Genomic DNA, 19,289 nt, shown 5'->3' on the forward strand with positions numbered 1-19,289 from the left:
TAACGGTCGTTAATTGCTATCGATGTCGAGCAGGCGTGGTGGCGCGCAAGAGATGCCCCTCACACTTCTGGCGAGGTAGTCACCATAAATCAGCTTGAACCCATGACACTTCATATGGACCCATTCTCGGTGGGTTGATTCCCCGACGGTGGAGAACCTTATTATTGTATGCGTAACAGGATTCTACAGTGCGTAAACCGTTTTGTCCGCACTTAAGTTGACACCCATCGGCCGACGAGCGGCTATCCTAGGCACACCGCCGTTTTCATTCCCTGCGCTTATACAGGTTAGCTGCCATGCCGCTCACGGTAAAACGTCCCGGACGCTGGACATTGCGTGCCCTACTGCCCTGGGCCGTCGGCGCCGTGCCGGTGCTTTGCGGGCTGGTGATCATGCACCTGCAGGCCGAGCGCGCGCTTGACGCACGCAGCCAGGCCACGGCGCAGCAGGTGGTGGCGCAGGTGGAGCTGATCCTGGATAACATTTCCGGTGCGGCCAGGTCGCTGCTGCCGCTGGCCGGCCTGCCGTGCATGGAAGAAAAACTGGCCCTGCGCGATCAGGTCACCCGTCGCTCGTTCGTGCGCTCGACCAATCTGGTGTACCGCAACGAACTGTATTGCAGTTCGCTGTTCGGCCCCTACAGCGAGCAGGTCAACGCCAGCGACTATGTCGATGGCAAACTCTGGTTGATGAATGGCAACTCGGTGACCCCCGGCCACCCCCTGCTGGTGTATCGGGTCTACGAAGGCGAGCGTGGCGCCATCAGCACCGTCGACGGTGATCACCTGCTCACCGCCCTGCGCCTGATCGGCCCGCACACCCAATTGTTGCTGCAGGTGGGGCGCTACTGGATGGGCAAGGACGGCCTGGTGCATGAGGGGCTCGCCCCCGCTGCCGCCGTTGCACCGGTACGGCTCGACTCCAGCCACTACCCGTTCTCGATTCACAGCGGTTATGAGCACGGCAAGATCGGCCAGGTGATGCGCGACGAATACCCTGCCCTGTTCGGCTTGCTGGTGTTTCTCGGCGTGATCGCCGGCGCCGTGTGCCGCTGGATGCTGCGCCGGGCCAGTTCGCCGCGGGTCGAACTGCAGCGGGCGATGGAGGCCGACGAATTTTTGCCCTACTTCCAGCCGGTGGTGCGCAAGGGCGACTACCGCTGGGCCGGTGCCGAAGTGCTGATGCGCTGGCAGCACCCGCGTGAAGGCCTGGTGCGCCCCGACCTGTTCATTCCCTATGCTGAACACAGCGGCCAGATCGTACCGATGACGCGCCTGCTCATGCAGCGCACCGCCCAGCTTCTGGCGCCGCATGCCGCGCTGATGGACGATGGCTTTCACATTGGCATCAACATCACCGCCGATCACTGCCAGGACCTGGCCCTGTACCACGACTGCCGGAACTTTCTCGCCGCCTTCCCGCCCGGGCGGGTGTTGCTGACCCTGGAGTTGACCGAACGCAAACTGATCGCCCCGAGCGAGGCCACCCAGACGCTGTTCGCCAAGCTGCACGAACTGGGGGTGATGATCGCCATCGACGACTTCGGCACCGGTCAGTCCAGCCTCAGCTATTTGCGCCAGTTCAAGGTCGATTACCTGAAGATCGACCAGAGTTTCGTTGCCCTGATCGGCGTCGACGCCTTGTCGCTGCACATTCTCGACAGCATCATCGAGCTGTCGGCCAAGCTTGAGTTGGGCATCGTCGCCGAGGGCGTGGAAACCGACACCCAGCGCGACTACCTGGCACGCCACAACGTCGATTTTCAGCAAGGCTATCTGTTCGCCCGGCCGATGCCGATAGAAGACTTTGTCCGCGCCCTGGCGGCCCAGGCCGAGGTCGCGCCACAGAGGGCGGAGGTTGCCGGTTAGGCCTGCAGCCTGAGATCATGGCGGGTTACCCGCTCTGTCATCTTTTGCAACCGAGGCATTTGTGTCAAAAGGCATCATTACATCGGTCACGGCATCGTTCCTGTTTGCCGTGATGTACTACTACACCTCGCTGCTGACACCCCTGGATGGCGAAGAGGTATTTGGCTGGCGCATGCTCCTGACCCTGCCGTGCGTCACCCTGTTCATGCTGTTCACCCGCGACTGGCCGCTGGTCACCGGGTTGCTGGCGCGCGTGCGGCGTAAGCCGCTGCTGTTGCTCGGCCTGCTGGGGACGTCGTCGTTGATGGGCGTGCAACTCTGGCTGTTCCTCTGGGCGCCGTTGCACGGGCGCAGCCTGGAAGTCTCGCTGGGTTACTTTCTGTTGCCGTTGACCATGGTCCTGACCGGCCGCCTGGTCTATGGCGAGCGCCTGTCGCGCCTGCAGAAACTGGCGGTAGCCTGTGCGATGACCGGCGTCGGCCATGAGCTCTACCAGCACGGCAGCTTTGCCTGGGAAACCCTGTTGGTCGCCGGCGGCTACCCGTTGTACTTCGTGTTGCGGCGCAAATGCGCCACCGATCACCTCGGTGGGCTATGGGCCGACATGTGCCTGCTGTTGCCTGCGGCGCTGTACTTCGTCATTCAGGGCCCGTTGTCGGCCCGGGACCTGGCCGAGCATCCGGGGCTGTACGGCCTGATTCCGCTGCTGGGGGTGATCAGCGCCCTGGCGCTGATCTGCTATGTACTGGCCAGCCGCCTGCTGGCGTTCAGCCTGTTCGGCCTGCTCAGCTATGTCGAACCGGTGTTGCTGGTGGCCGTCGCCCTGCTACTGGGCGAGACCATCGGCCCCGACCAGTGGCTGACCTACCTGCCGATCTGGCTGGCGGTGCTGGTGCTGATCGCTGAGGGCGTCAGGCACCTGCTGCGTCAACGGCGGCGTTCGGTGTAAGGCGTACCTGCCGCACCCGACGCTCCTCCACCGCGACCACGGTCATCTTCCAGCTATTGCACACCAGGCTGTCGCCGACCATTGGCAAGCGATCGAGCAGGCTCATGACCAGGCCGGCGAGGGTCTGGTAGTCCTCGGTGGGTTTGGCGGCAAAACCGGTGCGCGCCTGGATCTGGCTGAGGTTCAGGGCGCCGCTGACGACAAAGCCCTGCTCGTCTTCGACAATGCCCGGCCCCTCGACCTCACTGGCATCCGGTAGCTCGCCGGCAATCGACTCGAGGATATCGGTCATGGTCAGCACCCCGGTGAAATCACCGAACTCGTTGACCACGAAGGCAATGTGCGTCGACTGGTTGCGCATCTGCTCCAGGGCGTTGAGGATGCTGAAACTCTCCAGCAGGTTCAGCGGCACCCGGGCCAGGCTCTCAAGGTCGGGCTGATGACCGGCCAGCAGCTCCTTGAGCAGCTCCTTCTTGTGCACGAAGCCCAGGGGTTCTTCGATGCGCCCGTCGCGAATCAGCGGCAGGCGCGAATAGGACGAATGCATCAGAGCAGTGCGAATCGCCTCGGCCGGCTGCGCCAGGTCAATCGCGTCGACCTCGGCCCGAACCGTCATCACCGTCTTGATTGGCCGCTCGGCAAGGTTCAGCACGCCGCTGATCATCACCCGCTCGCGGCGGTCGAACAGCACCTGCGCTTCACCGCCTTCAACCAGGTCGGCGATCTCCTCGCCAACGTCGTCGGCCTCGACCCGACGCCCGCCCAGCAGGCGCATGACCGCATGGGCGGTACGCTCACGCAGCGGCCGGTGCTGCTGCAGGCTACGTTTGCGCCGGGCACGGGCCAACTGGTTGAACAGCTCGATGAGGATCGAGAAGCCAATGGCCGCATACAAGTAGCCTTTGGGGATATGAAAGCCCAGGCCCTCGGCGGTGAGGCTGAAGCCGATCATCATCAAGAAGCCCAGGCACAGCATGATCACCGTCGGGTGGTTGTTGACGAAGCGGGTCAACGGCTTGCTGGCGACAATCATGATGCCGATCGAGAAGACCACCGCGATCATCATGATCGACAGTTCCTCGACCATGCCCACGGCGGTGATCACCGCGTCCAGGGAGAACACCGCATCAAGCACCACGATCTGCGCCACGATTGGCCAGAACGCGGCATGCCGCACGCTGCCGGTATTTTGCGCAACGTGGCCTTCCAGGCGCTCGTGCAGCTCCATGGTGGCCTTGAACAGCAGGAATACACCACCAAACAGCATGATCAGGTCGCGACCGGAGAAGTGCTTGTCGAACACCTCGAACAGCGGCGCAGTCAGGGTCACCATCCAGGAAATGCTGGCCAGCAGGCCCAGGCGCATGATCAATGCCAGCGACAGGCCGATCACCCGCGCGCGGTCGCGTTGATGGGGCGGCAACTTGTCGGCGAGGATGGCGATGAATACCAGGTTGTCGATACCCAGTACCAGCTCCAGCACAATCAGCGTGGCAAGGCCCAGCCAGGCCGTGGGGTCGGCTAGCCATTCCATGGGCGATTACTCATGTGCGGGAACAGGCGGGAAGCGTCACAAGGACGGGAGAAAGGCCGGAACGGCCGGGTACTGGGGGGCTCCGAGAACGAAGTCATGTCAACCTGAAATCAATTGGGGAAGTGATCCTACAATTGCAGCAGTCTTTTCTCACAGCATGAAACTATTTCAAATTCTGTAAGGCTTGAGCGGCGGCCCGCACATCAAGGGCGCCGCTCTTGCCTTACCTGTGCCCTCTGCGGTTACCCCGCAGGCTCGGCCCTTAGAAGCTCCAGCGCGTGGTCAGCATGAAGTTGCGCGGATCACCGTACAGGTTGCCGCCGTAGGCGGTATTGCCGGCAATGCTCTGGTAGTACTTCTTGTCGAACACGTTGTTCAGGTTCAAGCGCACATCCAGGTGCTCGGAGGCCTGGTAGCTGAGCATCAGATCGACCAGGGTATAGGCCTGCTGCTCGATACGGTAACGGCTCTCGGTGGCATAGAAGTTGTTGCCCTTGTTGTAGATCTGGTTCTGCCGGTACAGGCCGCCGCCGACCTTCCAGCGTTGCAGTTCACCCGGCAGTTGATAGGTGGTGAAGGCCTTGAACACATGGCGGGGAATATCAGTATCGAACAGGCGTCCCTCGTTGGCCGGGTTGCTGTCCTTGACGTATTTGACCTGGGCAAAGGTATAGCCCGCGCCCAACTCCCACCCCGGCAGAACGGTGCCGTTGAGCTCAAGCTCGATCCCTTCGCTGCGCAGTTTGCCGGCAGCCTCCGCGCAACTGGGCACCAGCGCCGAACACTCATTGATCTCAAGCGTCTTGGCGCGGTTTTGCTGGTCGATGCGAAACACTGCGGCACTGGCATTCAAACTGCCGTCGAAGTACTCGCCCTTGATCCCGAGCTCATAGTTTTTGCCCTCCATCGGCTCGATCGCGGTGCCCGCCGCGTCCAGTTCCGACTGCGGCTTGAAGATGTCGGTGTAACTGGCGTACAGCGAATGGTGCACATCCAGGTCATAGATGATGCCGGCGTAACGCGTGACATGACGCGTCACCGAGTAGTCGCTGCCGGTTGGCGCGCGGCTGCCGTTGCGGGTACGGGTGTCGTTGTCGTACCAGTCCAGGCGCCCGCCGAGGATCAGCTTCAGGTCGTCGGCCAGGTTGAAGCGGGTGGTCAGGTAGGCGCCGGTCTGCGAGGTCTCGCGATCCTGATGCCAGTAACTCAGGTCCAGCTCGCGCTTGGGCAGCGAGCCCGGGTCCCAGTTGTAGATATCCATGCCGATCGCGTCGTCGCTGTAGTTGCCCTTGCCTTCGAAGGTCAGCTCACGCCGGCTGGCACCGACCACCAGTTCATGGGTCCGCCCGAGCAACTGGAAAGGCCCCGATGCGTAGGCGTCGTAACTGCTCTGCTCATCGTCATAGTGGTACTGGCCCAGGTACTGACCGAACACCTCGCCCTCATCGCCCATGCGTTCGGTCATGGTGCCCAGCATCTTCAGGTCCGACCAGGTGCGGCTGGCGGCCAACAGCAGTTTCCAGTCGTTGTCGAAGCGGTAATCCAGGCGGCTGAACACGGTGGTGTTGTCCTGGTCCCAGTACTCCCAGTCATTGCCCAGGTAGGTCTTGCGGGACAAATGCAGGTCGCTGCCATCGATTGCCGTTGGCAGGCCACCCCAGGTCGCGGTGTTGTTGACGCGCTGGTTGGAGACGCCGAGGGTCAAGGTGCTGTTGTCGCTGAGGTCGGCCTCGCCAATGGCGTAGAACACCGAACGCTCGCTATCGGTGACGTCCTGAAAGCTGTTGCGCGTCTGGTACGCCGTGACCACCCGCCCGCGCAAGGTGGCGTTGTCGTTGAGTGGCCCGGAAGCATCCACTTCGCTGCGGTAGTTGTCCCAGCTACCGGCGCTGGCGGTGATGCTCACGCGCGGGTCCGCGGTCGGGCGCTTGCGCACCATGTTGATGGCCGCCGACGGCGTACCCGCCCCCTGCATCAGCCCGGTGGCGCCGCGCACCACTTCGACGTGGTCGTAGATGGCCATGTCCGGCGCCGAGTTCATGTCCCGCGACAGGTAATGCGACAGGTCATTGGACAGCCCGTCGTTCATCAGGTTTTCCACGGTAAAGCCACGCGCGTAGAACGTCGGGCGCTGCGGGCCATCCTTGGTCATGGACATGCCGGGGGTGCTCTTGAGCACATCTTCAAGGCTGCGCAGGTTCTGGTCGTCCATGCGCTGTCGGGTGATCACCGTTACCGACTGCGGTGTCTCGCGGATGGTCAGGGCCAGCTTGGTCGCCGTCTGCATCGGCCCGGTGGTGTAGGAGCCACTGTCTTCGGTGATGCTTCCCAGCACCTGCCCATTGATACTGGTGGCGCCCAGTTCCAATGCCCCATTGGCGGCGGGCACCTCGACCAGCACATAGCCATCGCTGCTCGCCTGTGCCTGCAATGCATGGCCCCGCAGGACCTGGGCGAACCCTTCCTGCACGGCGTAACTGCCCTGCAGACCGGCGCTGGCAAGGCCTGCCACTTGCCCGGCATTGAACGAGATGGCCAGGCCGCTCTCGCGGGCAAAGCGGCTCAGCACGTCACCCAAAGGGCCGCCAGGAATGTCGTAGCGTTTTATCTGCTGCTGGGCCTGTAGCGGCTGGGCAGCCAGCAGAGGCACGGCGCCGAGGGCGAAGTGGACCGCCAGGGTCAACGCACGGCAGGGCTTGAATGGCTTGGGTGAAAGCATGTTCCCGACTCTCCGATGTATTGGGCTAATACAAGGACGCTCGGGTAACAAGAACTGGAAGCGTTTGATAATAATTTTTATTCGAGCCTGACACGGGTCAGCCACGGCGTGTAGTGCTCGACCCGGATCGGGAAGCTGCGCGCCAGCAGGCGCAAGGCCCGCTCGCTGTCGTCGGCAGGCAGCACCGCGGTGACGTTCAGGTGCGCCAGAGCCTTGGCATCGAACAGCAGGTAGCCCTGGTGATTGCGGGCCAGGCGCTCCAGCACCTCGCTCAAGGGTTGTTCGCGCACCAGCATCTGCTGCCTGGCCCAGGCCTGCTCCTGGCCCGAGGCATCCACTGCCTGCACCGCCTGCATGCCCGAGGCACTGAACTGTACCTGCTGTCCGGCGCTCACCGTCTGGGTGCTGGCGCCGCTGCGCACTTCGGTGCTCGACTCGATCATCACCAGGCGCGTGCTTTCGTCCAGGCGCTCCACCCTAAAACGCGTGCCCAGTGCGCGAATGCTGCCATGCTCGGTCACCACCCGGAACGGCCGGGCGGCATCCTTGGCCACGTCCACGAGGATGTCACCGCTGAGCAACCGAACGGTACGGGTCTGCGCGTCGAACTGCAGGTCGACCGCCGTACGGCCCTCCAGGCTGATCCGACTGCCGTCCGGCAATTGCTCGCTGCGCCACTGGCCCGTACCGGTGCGCAGATCGGCCATCAGGTAGGCCGGCGGATAATGCTGGAGCAAGGCAGCGCCGGGCAGCAACAGCGCCAGGCTGACGGCCAGCGCCTTGAGTGCCTGCTTGCCGGGGGCTCGCGCCGTCACCCGCTGCAAGGCGGCACGGGCCGGCACACGCGGCAGTTCACGCAGCGGTGCGAGGCTGCCTTGCAAACGCTGCACGGCGTCCAGGTGTTCATCGGCCTCGGCCAACCAGGCGCTGAACGCCTGCTGGTCGGCAGCGCTCGGTTCATCATCCAGGCGTACCAACCATTCGGCCGCCTCGCGCAACACCGCGGCGCTGGGTGACGGGCTCATCGTGCCGACTCGCTGGCGGCATGACACTGCAGCAAGGCCTGGACCAGATCGTTCTGCACGGTTTTGCTCGAGACCTGGAAGCGCTCGGCGATCTGCGCATGGCTCAGGCCTTCCAGGTGGCGCAGGATAAACACCTGACGTGCGCGCGCACTCATCTGCTCCAGCGCGCGGGCAATGTGTTCAAGGGCATTTACGGCCGCCAGCAGTTGTTCGGGTGAAGGGGCCTGCTCGAGGTGCTCGACGTGCCGCGCGAGTTCTTCACGGTACGCCTGCTCAAGCTTTTGCCGACGGCCGCGATCGACCAGCAGGCGGCGCGCCACCGTGGCCAGAAACGCTCGCGGCTCGCGCGGCGCCACGTAGGCACCGGCATTGAGCAGGCGCACGAAAGTGTCCTGGGCCAGGTCGGCGGCATTGTGCGGACAGTCCAGGCGCCGTCGCAGCCACCCCAGCAACCAGCCGTGATAGCCCTTGTACAAGGTGTCGAGACTGTCAGCAGGAGGAGGCACTTTCATCGGCGCAGGCATTAAATGAGAATGGTTATATCTTAAGTGCCTGAGCCGGGCGGACGCAATCCTGAAGGGCCCTAGCGGGTGGAGATGCTAGACATAAAATCTACAGTTAGTTGATATTTCAACTACTAGTTGATAATTTGACCGCGACCATTCAACTCCCTCGAAGGCCCTGATGAAGGTTTCCAGCGCATTGAGCAGCGAACGACAGCTGATCCTCGGCGTACTGCACAGCACCCTGAAAATGCTCAGCCATGCACTCGGCTCCCATACCGAAATCGTCCTGCATGACGTGCTCAACCCGCAGCGCTCCATCCTCGCCATCGCCAACGGCCATGTCACCGGGCGCCAGGTCGGTGATTCGGTGTTGGCCGGGCCGCGTCATGACCAGGGTTTCGCCGCCGTGCGCCGGGCGATGGACGATCGCTCCAGTAGCGAGCCGATCGTGGTCGAGAACTACGCCACCCTCGCCCCCGACGGCCGCCCCTTGCGCAGCGCTACCGTGGTTTATCGCGACAGCAGCGGGCAGCCGTTTGCCAGCCTGTGCATCAACACCGACCTCAGCGCGATCGCTGCCGCGCATCACGTGCTCGCAGGCCTGCTGGGGCTGGCCAGCGCACCTGCGCCAGTGCCGGATGAATCCCGGGACATGGAACAGTTGATGATCGAAATCATCCAGGACGCCTGCCCCGGCGGCGTGCTAGGCATGAAGAAAGCGCAAAAGATCCAGGCCGTGCGGCACATGCAGGAGCGCGGCCTGTTCATCGTCAAGGGCGGTATCGAGAAAGCCGCCGCCACACTCGGCGTGACCCGCTACACCATCTACAACTACCTGGAGCAGATCCGGGCGACAGACAACGGACAGGAATGAGCAGCATGCAACTTGAAATGTTCCAGGTAGACGCGTTTTCAGCCACGGCGTTTGGCGGCAATCCGGCCGCAGTGTGCCCGCTTGAGGCCTGGTTGCCGGATGCGACGCTGCAGCAGATTGCTGCCGAGAACAACCTGTCGGAAACCGCCTATGTGGTGCGCAATGGCGAGCTGTTCGAATTGCGCTGGTTTACCCCGACGGTAGAAGTCGACCTGTGTGGCCACGCCACCCTGGCGACCGCCTGGGTGCTGTTCGAGCAGTTCGCTGAACAGCGCGACACCCTGCGCTTTGCCACCCGTAGCGGCGAGTTGCGGGTTCGCCGTGACGGTGCTCGCCTGGCCATGGACTTCCCGGCCAAGCAGCCACAAGCCGTGGCAGTGCCCGATGGCTTGTTGCAGGCCCTGGGCCTGGAGCGGATCGAGGCGCTGTACCGCACCGATGACTACCTGGTGGTGGTCGAGGATCAAGCGCTGATCGCCGATCTTGAGCCCGACTATGCTGCGCTGGCGGCCTTTGACGTGCGCGGTATTGCGGTCACGGCCCCGGGCAAGCACTTTGACTTCGTCTCGCGCTGGTTCGGCCCGCGGGTAGGCGTCAATGAAGACCCGGTCACCGGCTCCGCGCACACCTCGCTGGCCCCCTACTGGGCCGAGCGCCTGGGCAAGCGCAGCCTGACGGCCGAGCAAGGCGGCGTGCGCAAGGGCCAGCTGCACTGTCAAGTGCTGGACAACGGCCGGGTGATCATCAGCGGTGAGGGTGCGCTGTACCTGCGCGGAACGATCTTTATCTGAGCAGGCTCAACAACTGGCTGCCCTGGCCACAGGGCTCGGCTGGCGCAGAACCTGTGGGAGCTGGCTTGCCAGCGATGAGGACCGCCCAGCCAGCACACCCGGTGGCGCCTGGATTGCGACCGCTGCGCCTAAAGGGTCCTTGGCAGGTAGCTATGCAGTTGCCGCTCGACCCACCAGGACAACGGCAGGGTCAGCAGCAGGAGCGCCGCCAGGCCGATTACCGCCGCAGTGATGCCGGCCCCATCGCCTAGGCGGCCGAACACCACCGGCGCCAGCGCGCCGCCACCAATGGTGCCGGTGTAGAACAAGGCAAAGGCCTGATCGCGCCTGCCCGCCCCCGCCAGTTCCGGCACCACGCCGTACAGCACCGACGAGGTGCCATTGAGCACCAGGCCCAGCAGCGGCAACAGCGCCATCATCGCCGCTAGCGGCAGGAACAACATCAACAGGATCAGCAACGCAGTGGCCGACTCGGTGAACCACACGGTTCTCATCATGCCAATGCGCGCACCCAGGTAGCCGCACACCAGCTTGCCGAAGGCGCCGCCGACAAACAGCAGCATCAACGCCAGGCCGATACCCGCGGAGCCGGCGCCCTTGCCTTGCAGCAAAAACGGTAGAAAGGTAAGAAACCCCATGCGCACGGCGCTGTCGAGGGTGCCGGTCAGCAGCAAGGCGGCCAGGCCGCTGCCGGAGTCGTTACCACGGGCAGGCACGGTTTTGCGCGGGCTCGACGGCAACGACGGCTGCGGCGCAAGCAGCCACCAGAGTACGCCGGCGGCAGCCAGGCCAAGCAGGCCCAGCACGGTGACGCTGGTTTGCCAACTGGTTACCAGCAACAGCAAACCGACCCCGGCAGGCACCAGCATCTTGCCGATATCGCCGGCAAAATTGTACTGCGCCAGCGCCTCCTTGACCCCGCCCCCGGCCTCATGGGTGTCGGTGACCAACGACGACGCCAGGGGGTGCTGGGTACTGGCGCCAAGGCCGCCCAGCAACAGCGCGAGCAACAGCACAGCGAGGCCACTGGCCTGCCCGGCAACCAGGTAAGCCAGCCCGGCCAGGGCGGTGCCGCCGACCAACAGGCGCTCCCGGCCCCAGCGCTTTGCCGCGCGGCTGGCCAGCAGTTGCAGGCCCGCCATTATCCCGGCATAGGCGCCACGCAGCAGGCCGACCTGAGCAAAACTCAGGGCGAACTGCGCCTGCCACAGCGGCAGCAATACGTAGATAACGTCGGTAAGGCCGTCGTGCACGGCGTGGGCCATGCTGGCGGCGAAAAGCGAGCGACGGCGGATGTTCATGCAATGTAGGCTCTGGCTGAAAGACCAGAGCCTTTATAGATCACCGCTTTTGCCCAAGACCAATACCGATTTCAGACCGATTGATACCCGGTCAGTACACCGCGCCCACCGGATAGACAAACGCATTGACGTCATAGAACGGCGTGCGCGCGTAGAACCAGTGCAGGCGTGCGCTGGGGCTGGCGGCGAAGGCCTTGTCGTTCTTGAGCTTGCTGTCGAACTCGGCCTTCAGTTCCGGGCTCTCGGCGAGCATTTTGCGCGCCATGGGTTCCATCACGTATTCCTCCGGCTCTTCAGCCGCCACCAGGGTCGAATTGAAGAAGCCCCAGGCCCAGAACGAGTCCGGGCTTTCGGGGTATAGCAGGTTGACCGCCAGCACGCCCAACGGCTGGTCGGTATCGATCACCACCGAACCGGCCGGGAAGGTCTGCAAGCGCTCCAGCGGCTTGGCCACGCCACTGACCAGCAAGCGCCCTTCGTAACCGGGGATCTGGTTGCTTTGCGTGCGATCGGGTTCGAAACCACCCGCCACTTTCACCTCATCCATGCGATACAGTGTAACGGCAATCGGTGTCGGCTTGTCGAGAGTGGTCATGTGGATGCCATGGGCCTTGAGCCGGGCGATCACCTCGCGCCACTGCCCCGGCACCACGTACTGCCGGGGCCGCTTGACCACCAGGTCGGGCTCGGTGTTGCCGGTGACCGGGACCTTGAGTTTTTTCGCCGTGTTGCTCCAGACAATGGTCCTGGCGCCGGTAATCGGCGACTGCTCATAGCGGTAATCACCTACGGTAAACGCTGTGGTCTGGGCCTTGCCCGGCTTCCAGGTCAGGGTCACCTGCTCTTGCGTCTCCAGGCGTTCGCGGTCCTGGCGGATGGCTTCGTTGAGCGACACCGCCTGATCGCCGATCACCTGGAACATGCTCTTGAGCATCACGTAATTGCCCAGCACCTGGGTCTGGTACGGGTGCAATGCGTGTTGCTCGATCAGGATCGACGGTACATTGCGGATATCGCCGTACTGGTTGGAAAAACGTGCGTAGTCCGTGCGGTACGGGTAGTAGCCCTGGCTCGGGTCCTGGTTGCTGTTGAGGCTGATGCACTCGTGCACCACATGGCCGTCGGCCTCCAGCGCCTGGTACACCGGTGCGCGCATGACGTTGTCCATCCAGGCGCTGCTGGCCGGCGACCAGCCATTGCCATTGTGGCAATACGAACTGTCGTAAGGGTACATGGCGCCATCAGTGGAGTGGATGTCAGCGAAGAAACTCAGCTGGTAGGTGTTGAACACCCAGGCGACGTTGCGGATTTCGGCGCTGTCGAGCTTGGTGAAGTCACGGTTGAGGTTGTAGTTCAGGCCGTTGACCCGCCAGCCGGTTTCATCCGGGCCGTTCTGGTTGATCCGCCCGTAGGCACTGCGGCGCAGGTCGCCGTCGACATTGACGGTGGGAATGAACAGGATGTTGACCTTCTCCAGCAAGGCAGCCAACGGTTTGTCACCCGTGGTCATGTCACGCAGGAGCATGAACATCGCATCCTTGCCATTGGCTTCGCCCGGGTGAATCTGGGCCTCGACGAAGATCGTCGGCTTGCCCGATTCATTCAACCCGGCCGGCGATTTGTCGACCTCAAGGGAGGCGATGGCCATCAACATCGGGTGACCTTCGGCGCTTTTTTCCGGCAGGTCGTTGAGCACGATATTGCCACCGGAGGCCGCCGCCAGGCGGGTCATGTAGGCGCGGGTTTCGTCGTAGTTGCTGGTCTGGCGGAATTCGCTGGCTTCGGCCTGGGTGATCAGCGGGTTGTCCGGCTTGGCAAGGTAGCGGGTGCTGGTCAGGGTCTGGGCGAACATTGGCGGCAGGATGCGCTGCTTGGCAGCCGGCGAATAACCGCTATCGTCGATGTAGGACGGCGCGCTTGGCAATGCCGCCAGGGCTGGCAGGGCCGCGCCCAGCAGCATTGCAACAACGAGGGGCCGCAAAAGCGGGTGTTTCATGATCAATCCCTATCATGAGTGGCAGGTGCCCACCTTAAACCACAACGTGCAACCAGACGAGAGCCAGGCCACCATGCTCGACAACCTGTTTGATCCACTGCCCACGGCGGGCGCACAAGAGCACTTCGAACAACTGCTGACCCGCCCGGGGCTGCGCATTGAACGCATCGTCTCCCACGGCCAGGCCAGCCCACCGGGGTTCTGGTACAACCAGGCGCAGGGCGAATGGGTGCTGCTGCTGGCCGGGTCTGCCGGGTTGCGGCTGGAACATGAGCCTGCCGAGCGGGTGCTACGACCGGGGGATTTCATTGATATTCCGGCGCACTGCCGGCATCGGGTCGAATGGACCGACAGCACCCAGGCCACGGTGTGGCTCGGGGTACATTATGACTGATGGGTGGCATAGGCCTGGCCACCCAGCACGATACGGGCCTGGGCCTTTCAGGCGAAGATCACGCTGTACTCATGCGCGCGGTGCAAGGAAATCCCGTTGGCCTGCTCCACGGCCAACGGGTGGCTGCTGGCGCTCAGCGTCACACTGGGGCGTGAGGTCGGCCCGCTCAACTGCAGCAGGCCTTCCAGCCCCAGGGTCTCTGGCAGGTTGGCAATGCTGTTGGCCAGGCGTACGGCAAAAGGCGGCTCGCCAGCCTGGCCCTCATCACGCCAGAGCTCGCAGACACGTTCGAAATCGCTCGGCTGCAGTTCAACCCAGATACCGATGCAGTAGCTATCGTTCATTTGCGCCACGGCCAGTGGCAACAGTGCCCGCAGAAAAAACCGCTCGCCGGCGATCACACACCAGTCGTTGCTTTCCCTAACCTTGTGCTCGCGCTCCTCGGCGCTAAGCGCGAACAGCGCATCCGGACGTCGGAACGCCAGTTCACCCAGGTCATCGGCGTGGTCCTTGCCGCACTGACTGCACATCATCAAAGTTGCCTCCTGCATTGGATCGAGTCGTTGGGGGTGGCGACTCTATCAGGCCCACGCATTCCTGCGGAAGCTGGCTTGCCAGCGATGCTGTTGACGATCACAGCGGTTTCAACATGCCCCGCTCGACGATGAAATCGATCACCTGCTGCAAGCCTTGCCCGGTCTTGAGGTTGGTGAAGGTCCACGGCCGTTGCGGGCGCATGCGCTGGGTGTCCTTTTCCATTACCTCCAGCGAAGCTCCGACGTAAGGCGCCAGGTCAATCTTGTTGATCACCAGGAAGTCCGACTTGGTGATCCCCGGCCCGCCCTTGCGCGGGATTTTTTCACCTTCGGCGACATCGATCACGTACACGGTCAGGTCCGCCAGCTCCGGGCTGAAGGTGGCGCTGAGGTTGTCGCCGCCGCTCTCGACAAAGATCACTTCGAGGTTGCCGAACGTGCGCGCCAGTTCTTCCACCGCCGCCAGGTTCATCGAGGCGTCCTCGCGGATCGCGGTGTGCGGGCAACCACCGGTTTCCACCCCGACAATGCGCTCGGGGGCCAGGGCGCCGGCCTCGGTGAGGATGCGCTGGTCTTCCCTGGTGTAGATGTCGTTGGTCACCACGGCGATCTCATAATGGTCGCGCATGGCCTTGCACAGCGCTTCGAGCAGCGCGGTCTTGCCGGAGCCGACCGGGCCGCCGACACCGACGCGCAGGGGTTGTTGGTAGCTTTGCATGGGGGGTTCCTCAGGATCGGAACAAGCGGGTGTATTGGGTTTCGTGCCGCGCCGAGGCAATCGCCAGCAACGGCAAGCCGCCGCCGAGCTGGTCATCGCCAAGGGCCAGGGCGGTTTGCAGCACCTGGGGTAGAACTTCGCTCAGGTCACGCAGCAAGGTCTGTGCCGCTTGCTGGCCAAACGGCACCAGCTTGACCCCGGCCATCACCGCGCCTTCGAGCCAGGCATAGCCATGACCAAGGGCCAGATCACGCAACGGGATCTCCCAGTGCACAGCCAACCAGGCCATGCCACCGAGCTGGCTGAGCTCCAGCGACGCACGCCATTCAGGCGCCTGGCCCAGTTGCCAGCCATCGAGCAGGCGGGTCAGGGCCATGCCGCGTTGGCGTTCTTCCAGGCGCAGTTCGGCGGTTTCGCGGTTGGCCAGTAAAAACCGGCTCCAGCGCGCGAACGCCTCGGCATCGTCATCCAGGCAAGCTTGATACAGCCGCGCCAGCAGCGGCCAGTCGAGGTGGCACAGGGTGTCCTCGATCTGTTGGCATTGCCAGTTGCGAAAACCTTCGGCGCCCTGCACCCAGCCGGCCTCCACCGCCCACTCCAGGCCTTGCGAGTAGGTGAAACCACCCACCGGCAGGCTCGGGCTGGCCAGTTGCAGCAAGCGCAGTAGCTTCAGGTCGTGGCTCATCAACCGGCCAGCACCAACGCGGCGCCGGCCAGCAGGCCGCCAGCGAAGGCCTTCTGCAAGCCCTGGTGCCGACGCAGCAGGCATCCCGCGCCAAAACCGACCAGCAACAACAGGCCACTGACGCTGACGAACCCTGCGCTGAACACCCAGAACGCGCCCGGGCTGGCTTCAACGCCATGGGCCCAACCGTGGAACAGGGCAAACAGCGGCATGGCCAGGGCCAGCAATACCTGGCGGCTGGGCACCAGCAGCGCCGCGGCGGCCACCAGCAGCGAGCCGATGATCATGGTTTCCATGCCGAGCACACCGCCGAACACGTGGCCCATCAGCGCCCCGCCGAACATCGCGCCCAGGGTCAGCAACGGCAGCGCCAGGGTGCGCCCGGTCAGGGCCGCGAGCACGCCGGTGCCGAGCAGCATCAGCAAGTGATCAAGGCCGGTCAGCGGGTGCAGCAAACCGTCCTGCAACGGGTTGGCGTCATGGCCGGGGTGGGCGAACGCCGGAACCGCAACCAGCAGCAGTGCGAGGGTAATGAGTTTTTTCATCGGGCAATCTCCTTATCGACAATCAGTGCTGAGCGACGCGAACGAACAAATGGTCACTGTGGGCGTGGCTGTGCGGCGCGCTCTGGTAGGCACCGGCTTCAGGCTCGAACGGCGCCTGCTCGAGCTCCACCTCCAGGCCCAGGCCGCGGACCATCTCATCGAGCACATGGTCGTGCTGATAACGCACCAGGCCGGCCTCGATCTGCAGCGGTACATGGCGGTTGCCCAGGTGGTAGGCGGCGCGGGCCAGCAACAGCGGATCGGCGCAGCGCACCGTGGACACCTGCTCGGCCGCCGCCAGCACGCGAATCACCTCGCCGCCCTGCGCTTCGCCAAGCAGTTCGCCACCGCGCAGCAACTGCCCGCGTTCGAGCATCAAGCCGGCTTCGCGGCCATCGTCGAGGGTGACGCGCACGCGGCTCTTGATGCGCGTGTCGACAGTGAGGGTGACGGTGCCGCTTACCTGGGCGGTGTCGCTCAGGCGACGGGTCAAGAGGATCATGCTCGCTCCTTAAAACAGAAAATAACGCTGGGCCATCGGCAACACCGTGGCCGGTTCGCACACCAGCAGCTCACCGTCGGCGCGCACCTGGTAGGTTTGCGAGTCGACCTCGATCATCGGCAACCGGCCGTTATGGACCATGTCGCCCTTGCGCACCGTGCGGCAGCCTCGGGCCTCGCCGATCAGGCTGTGCAGCCCCAGTTGCCGGTGCACGCCACGGTCGATCGCCGCCTTGGACAGAAAGGTCATGCGCGTGGCATGGCGCGCGGCGCCCAGGGCGCCGAACATCGGCCGGTAGTGCACCGGTTGCGGGGTCGGGATCGAGCCGTTGATATCGCCCATGGGTGCCATGGCGATCATCCCGCCCTTGATCACCAGCGCAGGTTTCACCCCGAAGAACGCCGGCGCCCAAAGCACCAGGTCAGCCAGTTTGCCGGCCTCGATCGAGCCCACTTCATGGGCGATGCCATGGGTCAGCGCCGGATTGATGGTGTACTTGGCGATGTAGCGCTTGACCCGGAAGTTGTCGCTGCGTGCGCTATCTGGCGCCAAGGGGCCACGGCGCAGTTTCATCTGGTGCGCCACCTGCCAGGTACGCAGCACCACCTCCCCGACCCGGCCCATGGCCTGGGAGTCGGACGAGGTCATGGAAAACGCCCCGAGGTCATGGAGGATGTCTTCGGCGGCAATCGTCTCGCGGCGGATGCGCGACTCGGCGAAGGCCACGTCTTCGGCAATGCTCGGGTCCAGGTGGTGGCAGACCATGAGCATGTCCAGGTGCTCGTCGACGGTGTTCTGGGTGTAGGGCAAGGTCGGGTTGGTCGAGGACGGCAGCACGTTGGCAAAGGCTGCGGCGCGGATGATGTCCGGCGCATGGCCACCGCCGGCGCCTTCGGTGTGGAAGGTATGGATGGTGCGGTCGCCAATGGCCGCCAGGGTGTCCTCGATGCAGCCGGATTCATTGAGGGTGTCGGTGTGGATCGCCACCTGCACGTCGTGTTCCTCGGCCACGCTCAGGCAGCAGTCGATGGCCGCCGGGGTCGAGCCCCAGTCTTCGTGCAGTTTCAGGCCGACGGCGCCGGCTTCGATCTGCTCGCGCAGGGCCTCGGGCCGTGAGGCGTTGCCCTTGCCCAGCAGGCCGATATTGATCGGCAACTGGTCGGCGGCCTGGAGCATGCGCGCCAGGTACCAGGGCCCGGAGGTGCAGGTGGTGGCATTGGTGCCGGTGGCAGGCCCGGTGCCGCCGCCGATGAAGGTGGTAATGCCCGAGGTCAGCGCTTCTTCGACCTGCTGCGGGCAGATGAAGTGAATGTGCGAGTCGATGCCGCCAGCGGTGACGATCTTGCCTTCGGCGGCGATCACCTCGGTGCCCGGCCCCACCGCCAGGGTCACCCCCGGTTGCACATCGGGGTTGCCGGCCTTGCCGACGCCGACGATGCGCCCGTCCTTGATGCCGATGTCGGCCTTGACGATGCCCCAGTGGTCGATGATTAGCGCATTGGTCAGCACCAGGTCCAACGCCTGGTCGGCAAGCATCTGGCCCTGGCCCATGCCGTCGCGGATGACCTTGCCGCCGCCGAACTTGACCTCCTCGCCATAAACCGTGAAGTCCTTCTCGACCTCGACCCACAGCTCGGTATCGGCCAGGCGCACGCGGTCGCCCACCGTCGGGCCGAACATGTCGGCATAGGCCCTGCGTGATATCCGGCTCATGCCTGATTCTCCAGCTTGCCCATGACCTTGCCCTGAAAGCCGTAGACCTCGCGTTTGCCGCGATACGGCACCAGGTGGACGGTGCGTGCCTGGCCCGGTTCGAACCGCACGGCGGTGCCGGCGGCGATATCCAGGCGCAAACCACGGGTCGGCTCGCGCTCGAACACCAGGGCGTTGTTCACCTCGTAAAAGTGATAGTGCGAGCCGACCTGCACCGGCCGGTCGCCGTGGTTGGCGACGGTGACGCTGATTACCGCCAGGCCTGCATTGAGTTCGATGTCGCCGTCGGCGACCTGTACTTCTCCGGGAATCATCCTGCGCTCCTAGATGATCGGGTCATGGACTGTGACCAGCTTGGTGCCGTCGGGAAAGGTCGCTTCCACCTGCACATCGGGGATCATTTCGCTGACCCCGGCCATCACCTGGTCGCGGCGCAGCACTTCGCGGCCCAGGTTCATCAGCTCGGCCACGGTGCGCCCGTCGCGGGCACCTTCCATCACCGTGGCGCTGATCAATGCCACCGCTTCCGGGTAGTTGAGTTTCAGGCCACGGGCCAGGCGCCGCTCGGCCAGCAGCGCGGCGGTGAACAGCAGCAGTTTGTCTTTCTCTCGCGGGGTCAGCTCCATGGCGTTC

General features: G+C 63.9%; 19 protein-coding genes. 5 read left to right on the forward strand and 14 right to left on the reverse strand.

Features of this window, described 5'->3' with window-relative positions:
* Positions 1-296: 296 nt before the first annotated feature.
* Both KHO53_RS25100 and rarD read left to right on the forward strand, forming a co-directional pair.
* Positions 297-1,868 carry an EAL domain-containing protein gene (locus KHO53_RS25100; protein WP_036995152.1) on the forward strand — a complete coding sequence of 524 codons (1,572 nt, stop codon included), beginning with the start codon at positions 297-299 and terminating at the stop codon, positions 1,866-1,868.
* 61 nt (positions 1,869-1,929) lie between these two features.
* Positions 1,930-2,817, forward strand: coding sequence for an EamA family transporter RarD (gene rarD, locus KHO53_RS25105; protein ID WP_159388767.1), 888 nt, complete (start codon positions 1,930-1,932; stop codon positions 2,815-2,817).
* Here the strand turns inward: rarD and KHO53_RS25110 are convergent.
* The 4 genes from KHO53_RS25110 to KHO53_RS25125 all read right to left on the reverse strand — a co-directional run bounded on the left by KHO53_RS25110 (position 2,780) and on the right by KHO53_RS25125 (position 8,607).
* Positions 2,780-4,351, reverse strand: coding sequence for a TerC family protein (locus KHO53_RS25110; protein WP_010223613.1), 1,572 nt, complete (start codon positions 4,349-4,351; stop codon positions 2,780-2,782). The genes rarD and KHO53_RS25110 overlap by 38 nt on opposite strands.
* A 262-nt stretch (positions 4,352-4,613) precedes the next feature.
* Positions 4,614-7,070, reverse strand: a complete 2,457-nt coding sequence (locus KHO53_RS25115) for a TonB-dependent siderophore receptor (protein ID WP_051636750.1) — start codon at positions 7,068-7,070, stop codon at positions 4,614-4,616.
* A 77-nt stretch (positions 7,071-7,147) separates the two neighbouring features.
* Positions 7,148-8,095, reverse strand: a complete 948-nt coding sequence (locus KHO53_RS25120; protein WP_213571181.1) for a FecR family protein — start codon at positions 8,093-8,095, stop codon at positions 7,148-7,150.
* Positions 8,092-8,607 carry a sigma-70 family RNA polymerase sigma factor gene (locus tag KHO53_RS25125; protein ID WP_026001368.1) on the reverse strand — a complete coding sequence of 172 codons (516 nt, stop codon included), beginning with the start codon at positions 8,605-8,607 and terminating at the stop codon, positions 8,092-8,094. Before KHO53_RS25125 ends, KHO53_RS25120 begins: the two co-directional genes overlap by 4 nt.
* Positions 8,608-8,779: 172 nt before the next feature.
* On the opposite strand from KHO53_RS25125, the gene KHO53_RS25130 reads away from it, so the two are divergent.
* Together KHO53_RS25130 and KHO53_RS25135 are read left to right on the forward strand one after the other, a co-directional pair.
* Positions 8,780-9,475 (forward strand): helix-turn-helix transcriptional regulator, encoded by a 696-nt coding sequence (locus tag KHO53_RS25130; RefSeq protein ID WP_036995158.1) that lies wholly within the window; start codon positions 8,780-8,782, stop codon positions 9,473-9,475.
* Positions 9,476-9,480: 5 nt separating this feature from the next.
* Positions 9,481-10,266 carry a PhzF family phenazine biosynthesis protein gene (locus KHO53_RS25135; RefSeq protein ID WP_010223623.1) on the forward strand — a complete coding sequence of 262 codons (786 nt, stop codon included), beginning with the start codon at positions 9,481-9,483 and terminating at the stop codon, positions 10,264-10,266.
* Between the two features lie 128 nt (positions 10,267-10,394).
* Here KHO53_RS25135 and KHO53_RS25140 read toward each other — a convergent pair whose 3' ends face one another.
* On the reverse strand, positions 10,395-11,567 hold the full coding sequence (locus KHO53_RS25140; RefSeq protein ID WP_213571183.1) for an MFS transporter: 1,173 nt from the start codon (positions 11,565-11,567) through the stop codon (positions 10,395-10,397).
* A gap of 91 nt (positions 11,568-11,658) precedes the next feature.
* Positions 11,659-13,563 (reverse strand): M14 family metallopeptidase, encoded by a 1,905-nt coding sequence (locus tag KHO53_RS25145; RefSeq protein WP_213571185.1) that lies wholly within the window; start codon positions 13,561-13,563, stop codon positions 11,659-11,661.
* A gap of 73 nt (positions 13,564-13,636) precedes the next feature.
* Between KHO53_RS25145 and KHO53_RS25150 the strand changes: the two genes are divergently transcribed.
* Positions 13,637-13,957: a cupin domain-containing protein gene (locus tag KHO53_RS25150; RefSeq protein ID WP_026001370.1), complete on the forward strand. Its 321-nt coding sequence runs from the start codon at positions 13,637-13,639 to the stop codon at positions 13,955-13,957.
* Positions 13,958-14,004: 47 nt separating this feature from the next.
* On the opposite strand, the gene KHO53_RS25155 is transcribed toward KHO53_RS25150, so the two are convergent.
* The 8 genes from KHO53_RS25155 to KHO53_RS25190 all read right to left on the reverse strand — a co-directional run bounded on the left by KHO53_RS25155 (position 14,005) and on the right by KHO53_RS25190 (position 19,282).
* Complete coding sequence (locus KHO53_RS25155; protein WP_010223631.1) at positions 14,005-14,490, reverse strand: DUF2199 domain-containing protein; 486 nt, start codon at positions 14,488-14,490, stop codon at positions 14,005-14,007.
* Between the two features lie 100 nt (positions 14,491-14,590).
* Positions 14,591-15,211, reverse strand: coding sequence for an urease accessory protein UreG (gene ureG / locus KHO53_RS25160; protein ID WP_010223633.1), 621 nt, complete (start codon positions 15,209-15,211; stop codon positions 14,591-14,593).
* Between the two features lie 10 nt (positions 15,212-15,221).
* Positions 15,222-15,896 carry an urease accessory protein UreF gene (locus tag KHO53_RS25165; RefSeq protein WP_010223635.1) on the reverse strand — a complete coding sequence of 225 codons (675 nt, stop codon included), beginning with the start codon at positions 15,894-15,896 and terminating at the stop codon, positions 15,222-15,224.
* Positions 15,896-16,441 (reverse strand): HupE/UreJ family protein, encoded by a 546-nt coding sequence (locus KHO53_RS25170; RefSeq protein ID WP_010223636.1) that lies wholly within the window; start codon positions 16,439-16,441, stop codon positions 15,896-15,898. The genes KHO53_RS25165 and KHO53_RS25170 overlap by 1 nt, the downstream gene beginning before the upstream one ends.
* Before the next feature lie 22 nt (positions 16,442-16,463).
* Positions 16,464-16,943 carry an urease accessory protein UreE gene (ureE, locus tag KHO53_RS25175; protein ID WP_010223638.1) on the reverse strand — a complete coding sequence of 160 codons (480 nt, stop codon included), beginning with the start codon at positions 16,941-16,943 and terminating at the stop codon, positions 16,464-16,466.
* Positions 16,944-16,952: 9 nt separating this feature from the next.
* Positions 16,953-18,656 carry an urease subunit alpha gene (gene ureC / locus KHO53_RS25180; protein ID WP_213571187.1) on the reverse strand — a complete coding sequence of 568 codons (1,704 nt, stop codon included), beginning with the start codon at positions 18,654-18,656 and terminating at the stop codon, positions 16,953-16,955.
* A complete protein-coding gene (locus tag KHO53_RS25185; protein WP_010223642.1) occupies positions 18,653-18,970 on the reverse strand; it encodes an urease subunit beta in 318 nt (105 codons plus the stop codon). The genes ureC and KHO53_RS25185 overlap by 4 nt, the downstream gene beginning before the upstream one ends.
* Positions 18,971-18,979: 9 nt before the next feature.
* Positions 18,980-19,282, reverse strand: coding sequence for an urease subunit gamma (locus KHO53_RS25190; RefSeq protein WP_010223644.1), 303 nt, complete (start codon positions 19,280-19,282; stop codon positions 18,980-18,982).
* Positions 19,283-19,289: the final 7 nt, after the last annotated feature.

The organism is Pseudomonas sp. RC2C2 (assembly GCF_018390435.1).
Taxonomy (GTDB): domain Bacteria; phylum Pseudomonadota; class Gammaproteobacteria; order Pseudomonadales; family Pseudomonadaceae; genus Aquipseudomonas; species Aquipseudomonas donghuensis.

Coding starts and splice junctions, on each gene's coding strand:
- KHO53_RS25185 (WP_010223642.1), bottom strand. CDS start 18,970: ATGATTCCCGGAGAAGTACAGGTCGCCGACGGCGACATCGAACTCAAT.
- KHO53_RS25100 (WP_036995152.1), top strand. CDS start 297: ATGCCGCTCACGGTAAAACGTCCCGGACGCTGGACATTGCGTGCCCTA.
- KHO53_RS25190 (WP_010223644.1), bottom strand. CDS start 19,282: ATGGAGCTGACCCCGCGAGAGAAAGACAAACTGCTGCTGTTCACCGCC.
- KHO53_RS25140 (WP_213571183.1), bottom strand. CDS start 11,567: ATGAACATCCGCCGTCGCTCGCTTTTCGCCGCCAGCATGGCCCACGCC.
- KHO53_RS25165 (WP_010223635.1), bottom strand. CDS start 15,896: ATGAGCCACGACCTGAAGCTACTGCGCTTGCTGCAACTGGCCAGCCCG.
- KHO53_RS25130 (WP_036995158.1), top strand. CDS start 8,780: ATGAAGGTTTCCAGCGCATTGAGCAGCGAACGACAGCTGATCCTCGGC.
- ureG (WP_010223633.1), bottom strand. CDS start 15,211: ATGCAAAGCTACCAACAACCCCTGCGCGTCGGTGTCGGCGGCCCGGTC.
- KHO53_RS25155 (WP_010223631.1), bottom strand. CDS start 14,490: ATGATGTGCAGTCAGTGCGGCAAGGACCACGCCGATGACCTGGGTGAA.
- ureC (WP_213571187.1), bottom strand. CDS start 18,656: ATGAGCCGGATATCACGCAGGGCCTATGCCGACATGTTCGGCCCGACG.
- ureE (WP_010223638.1), bottom strand. CDS start 16,943: ATGATCCTCTTGACCCGTCGCCTGAGCGACACCGCCCAGGTAAGCGGC.
- KHO53_RS25145 (WP_213571185.1), bottom strand. CDS start 13,563: ATGAAACACCCGCTTTTGCGGCCCCTCGTTGTTGCAATGCTGCTGGGC.
- KHO53_RS25110 (WP_010223613.1), bottom strand. CDS start 4,351: ATGGAATGGCTAGCCGACCCCACGGCCTGGCTGGGCCTTGCCACGCTG.
- KHO53_RS25125 (WP_026001368.1), bottom strand. CDS start 8,607: ATGAAAGTGCCTCCTCCTGCTGACAGTCTCGACACCTTGTACAAGGGC.
- KHO53_RS25115 (WP_051636750.1), bottom strand. CDS start 7,070: ATGCTTTCACCCAAGCCATTCAAGCCCTGCCGTGCGTTGACCCTGGCG.
- KHO53_RS25135 (WP_010223623.1), top strand. CDS start 9,481: ATGCAACTTGAAATGTTCCAGGTAGACGCGTTTTCAGCCACGGCGTTT.
- KHO53_RS25170 (WP_010223636.1), bottom strand. CDS start 16,441: ATGAAAAAACTCATTACCCTCGCACTGCTGCTGGTTGCGGTTCCGGCG.
- KHO53_RS25150 (WP_026001370.1), top strand. CDS start 13,637: ATGCTCGACAACCTGTTTGATCCACTGCCCACGGCGGGCGCACAAGAG.
- KHO53_RS25120 (WP_213571181.1), bottom strand. CDS start 8,095: ATGAGCCCGTCACCCAGCGCCGCGGTGTTGCGCGAGGCGGCCGAATGG.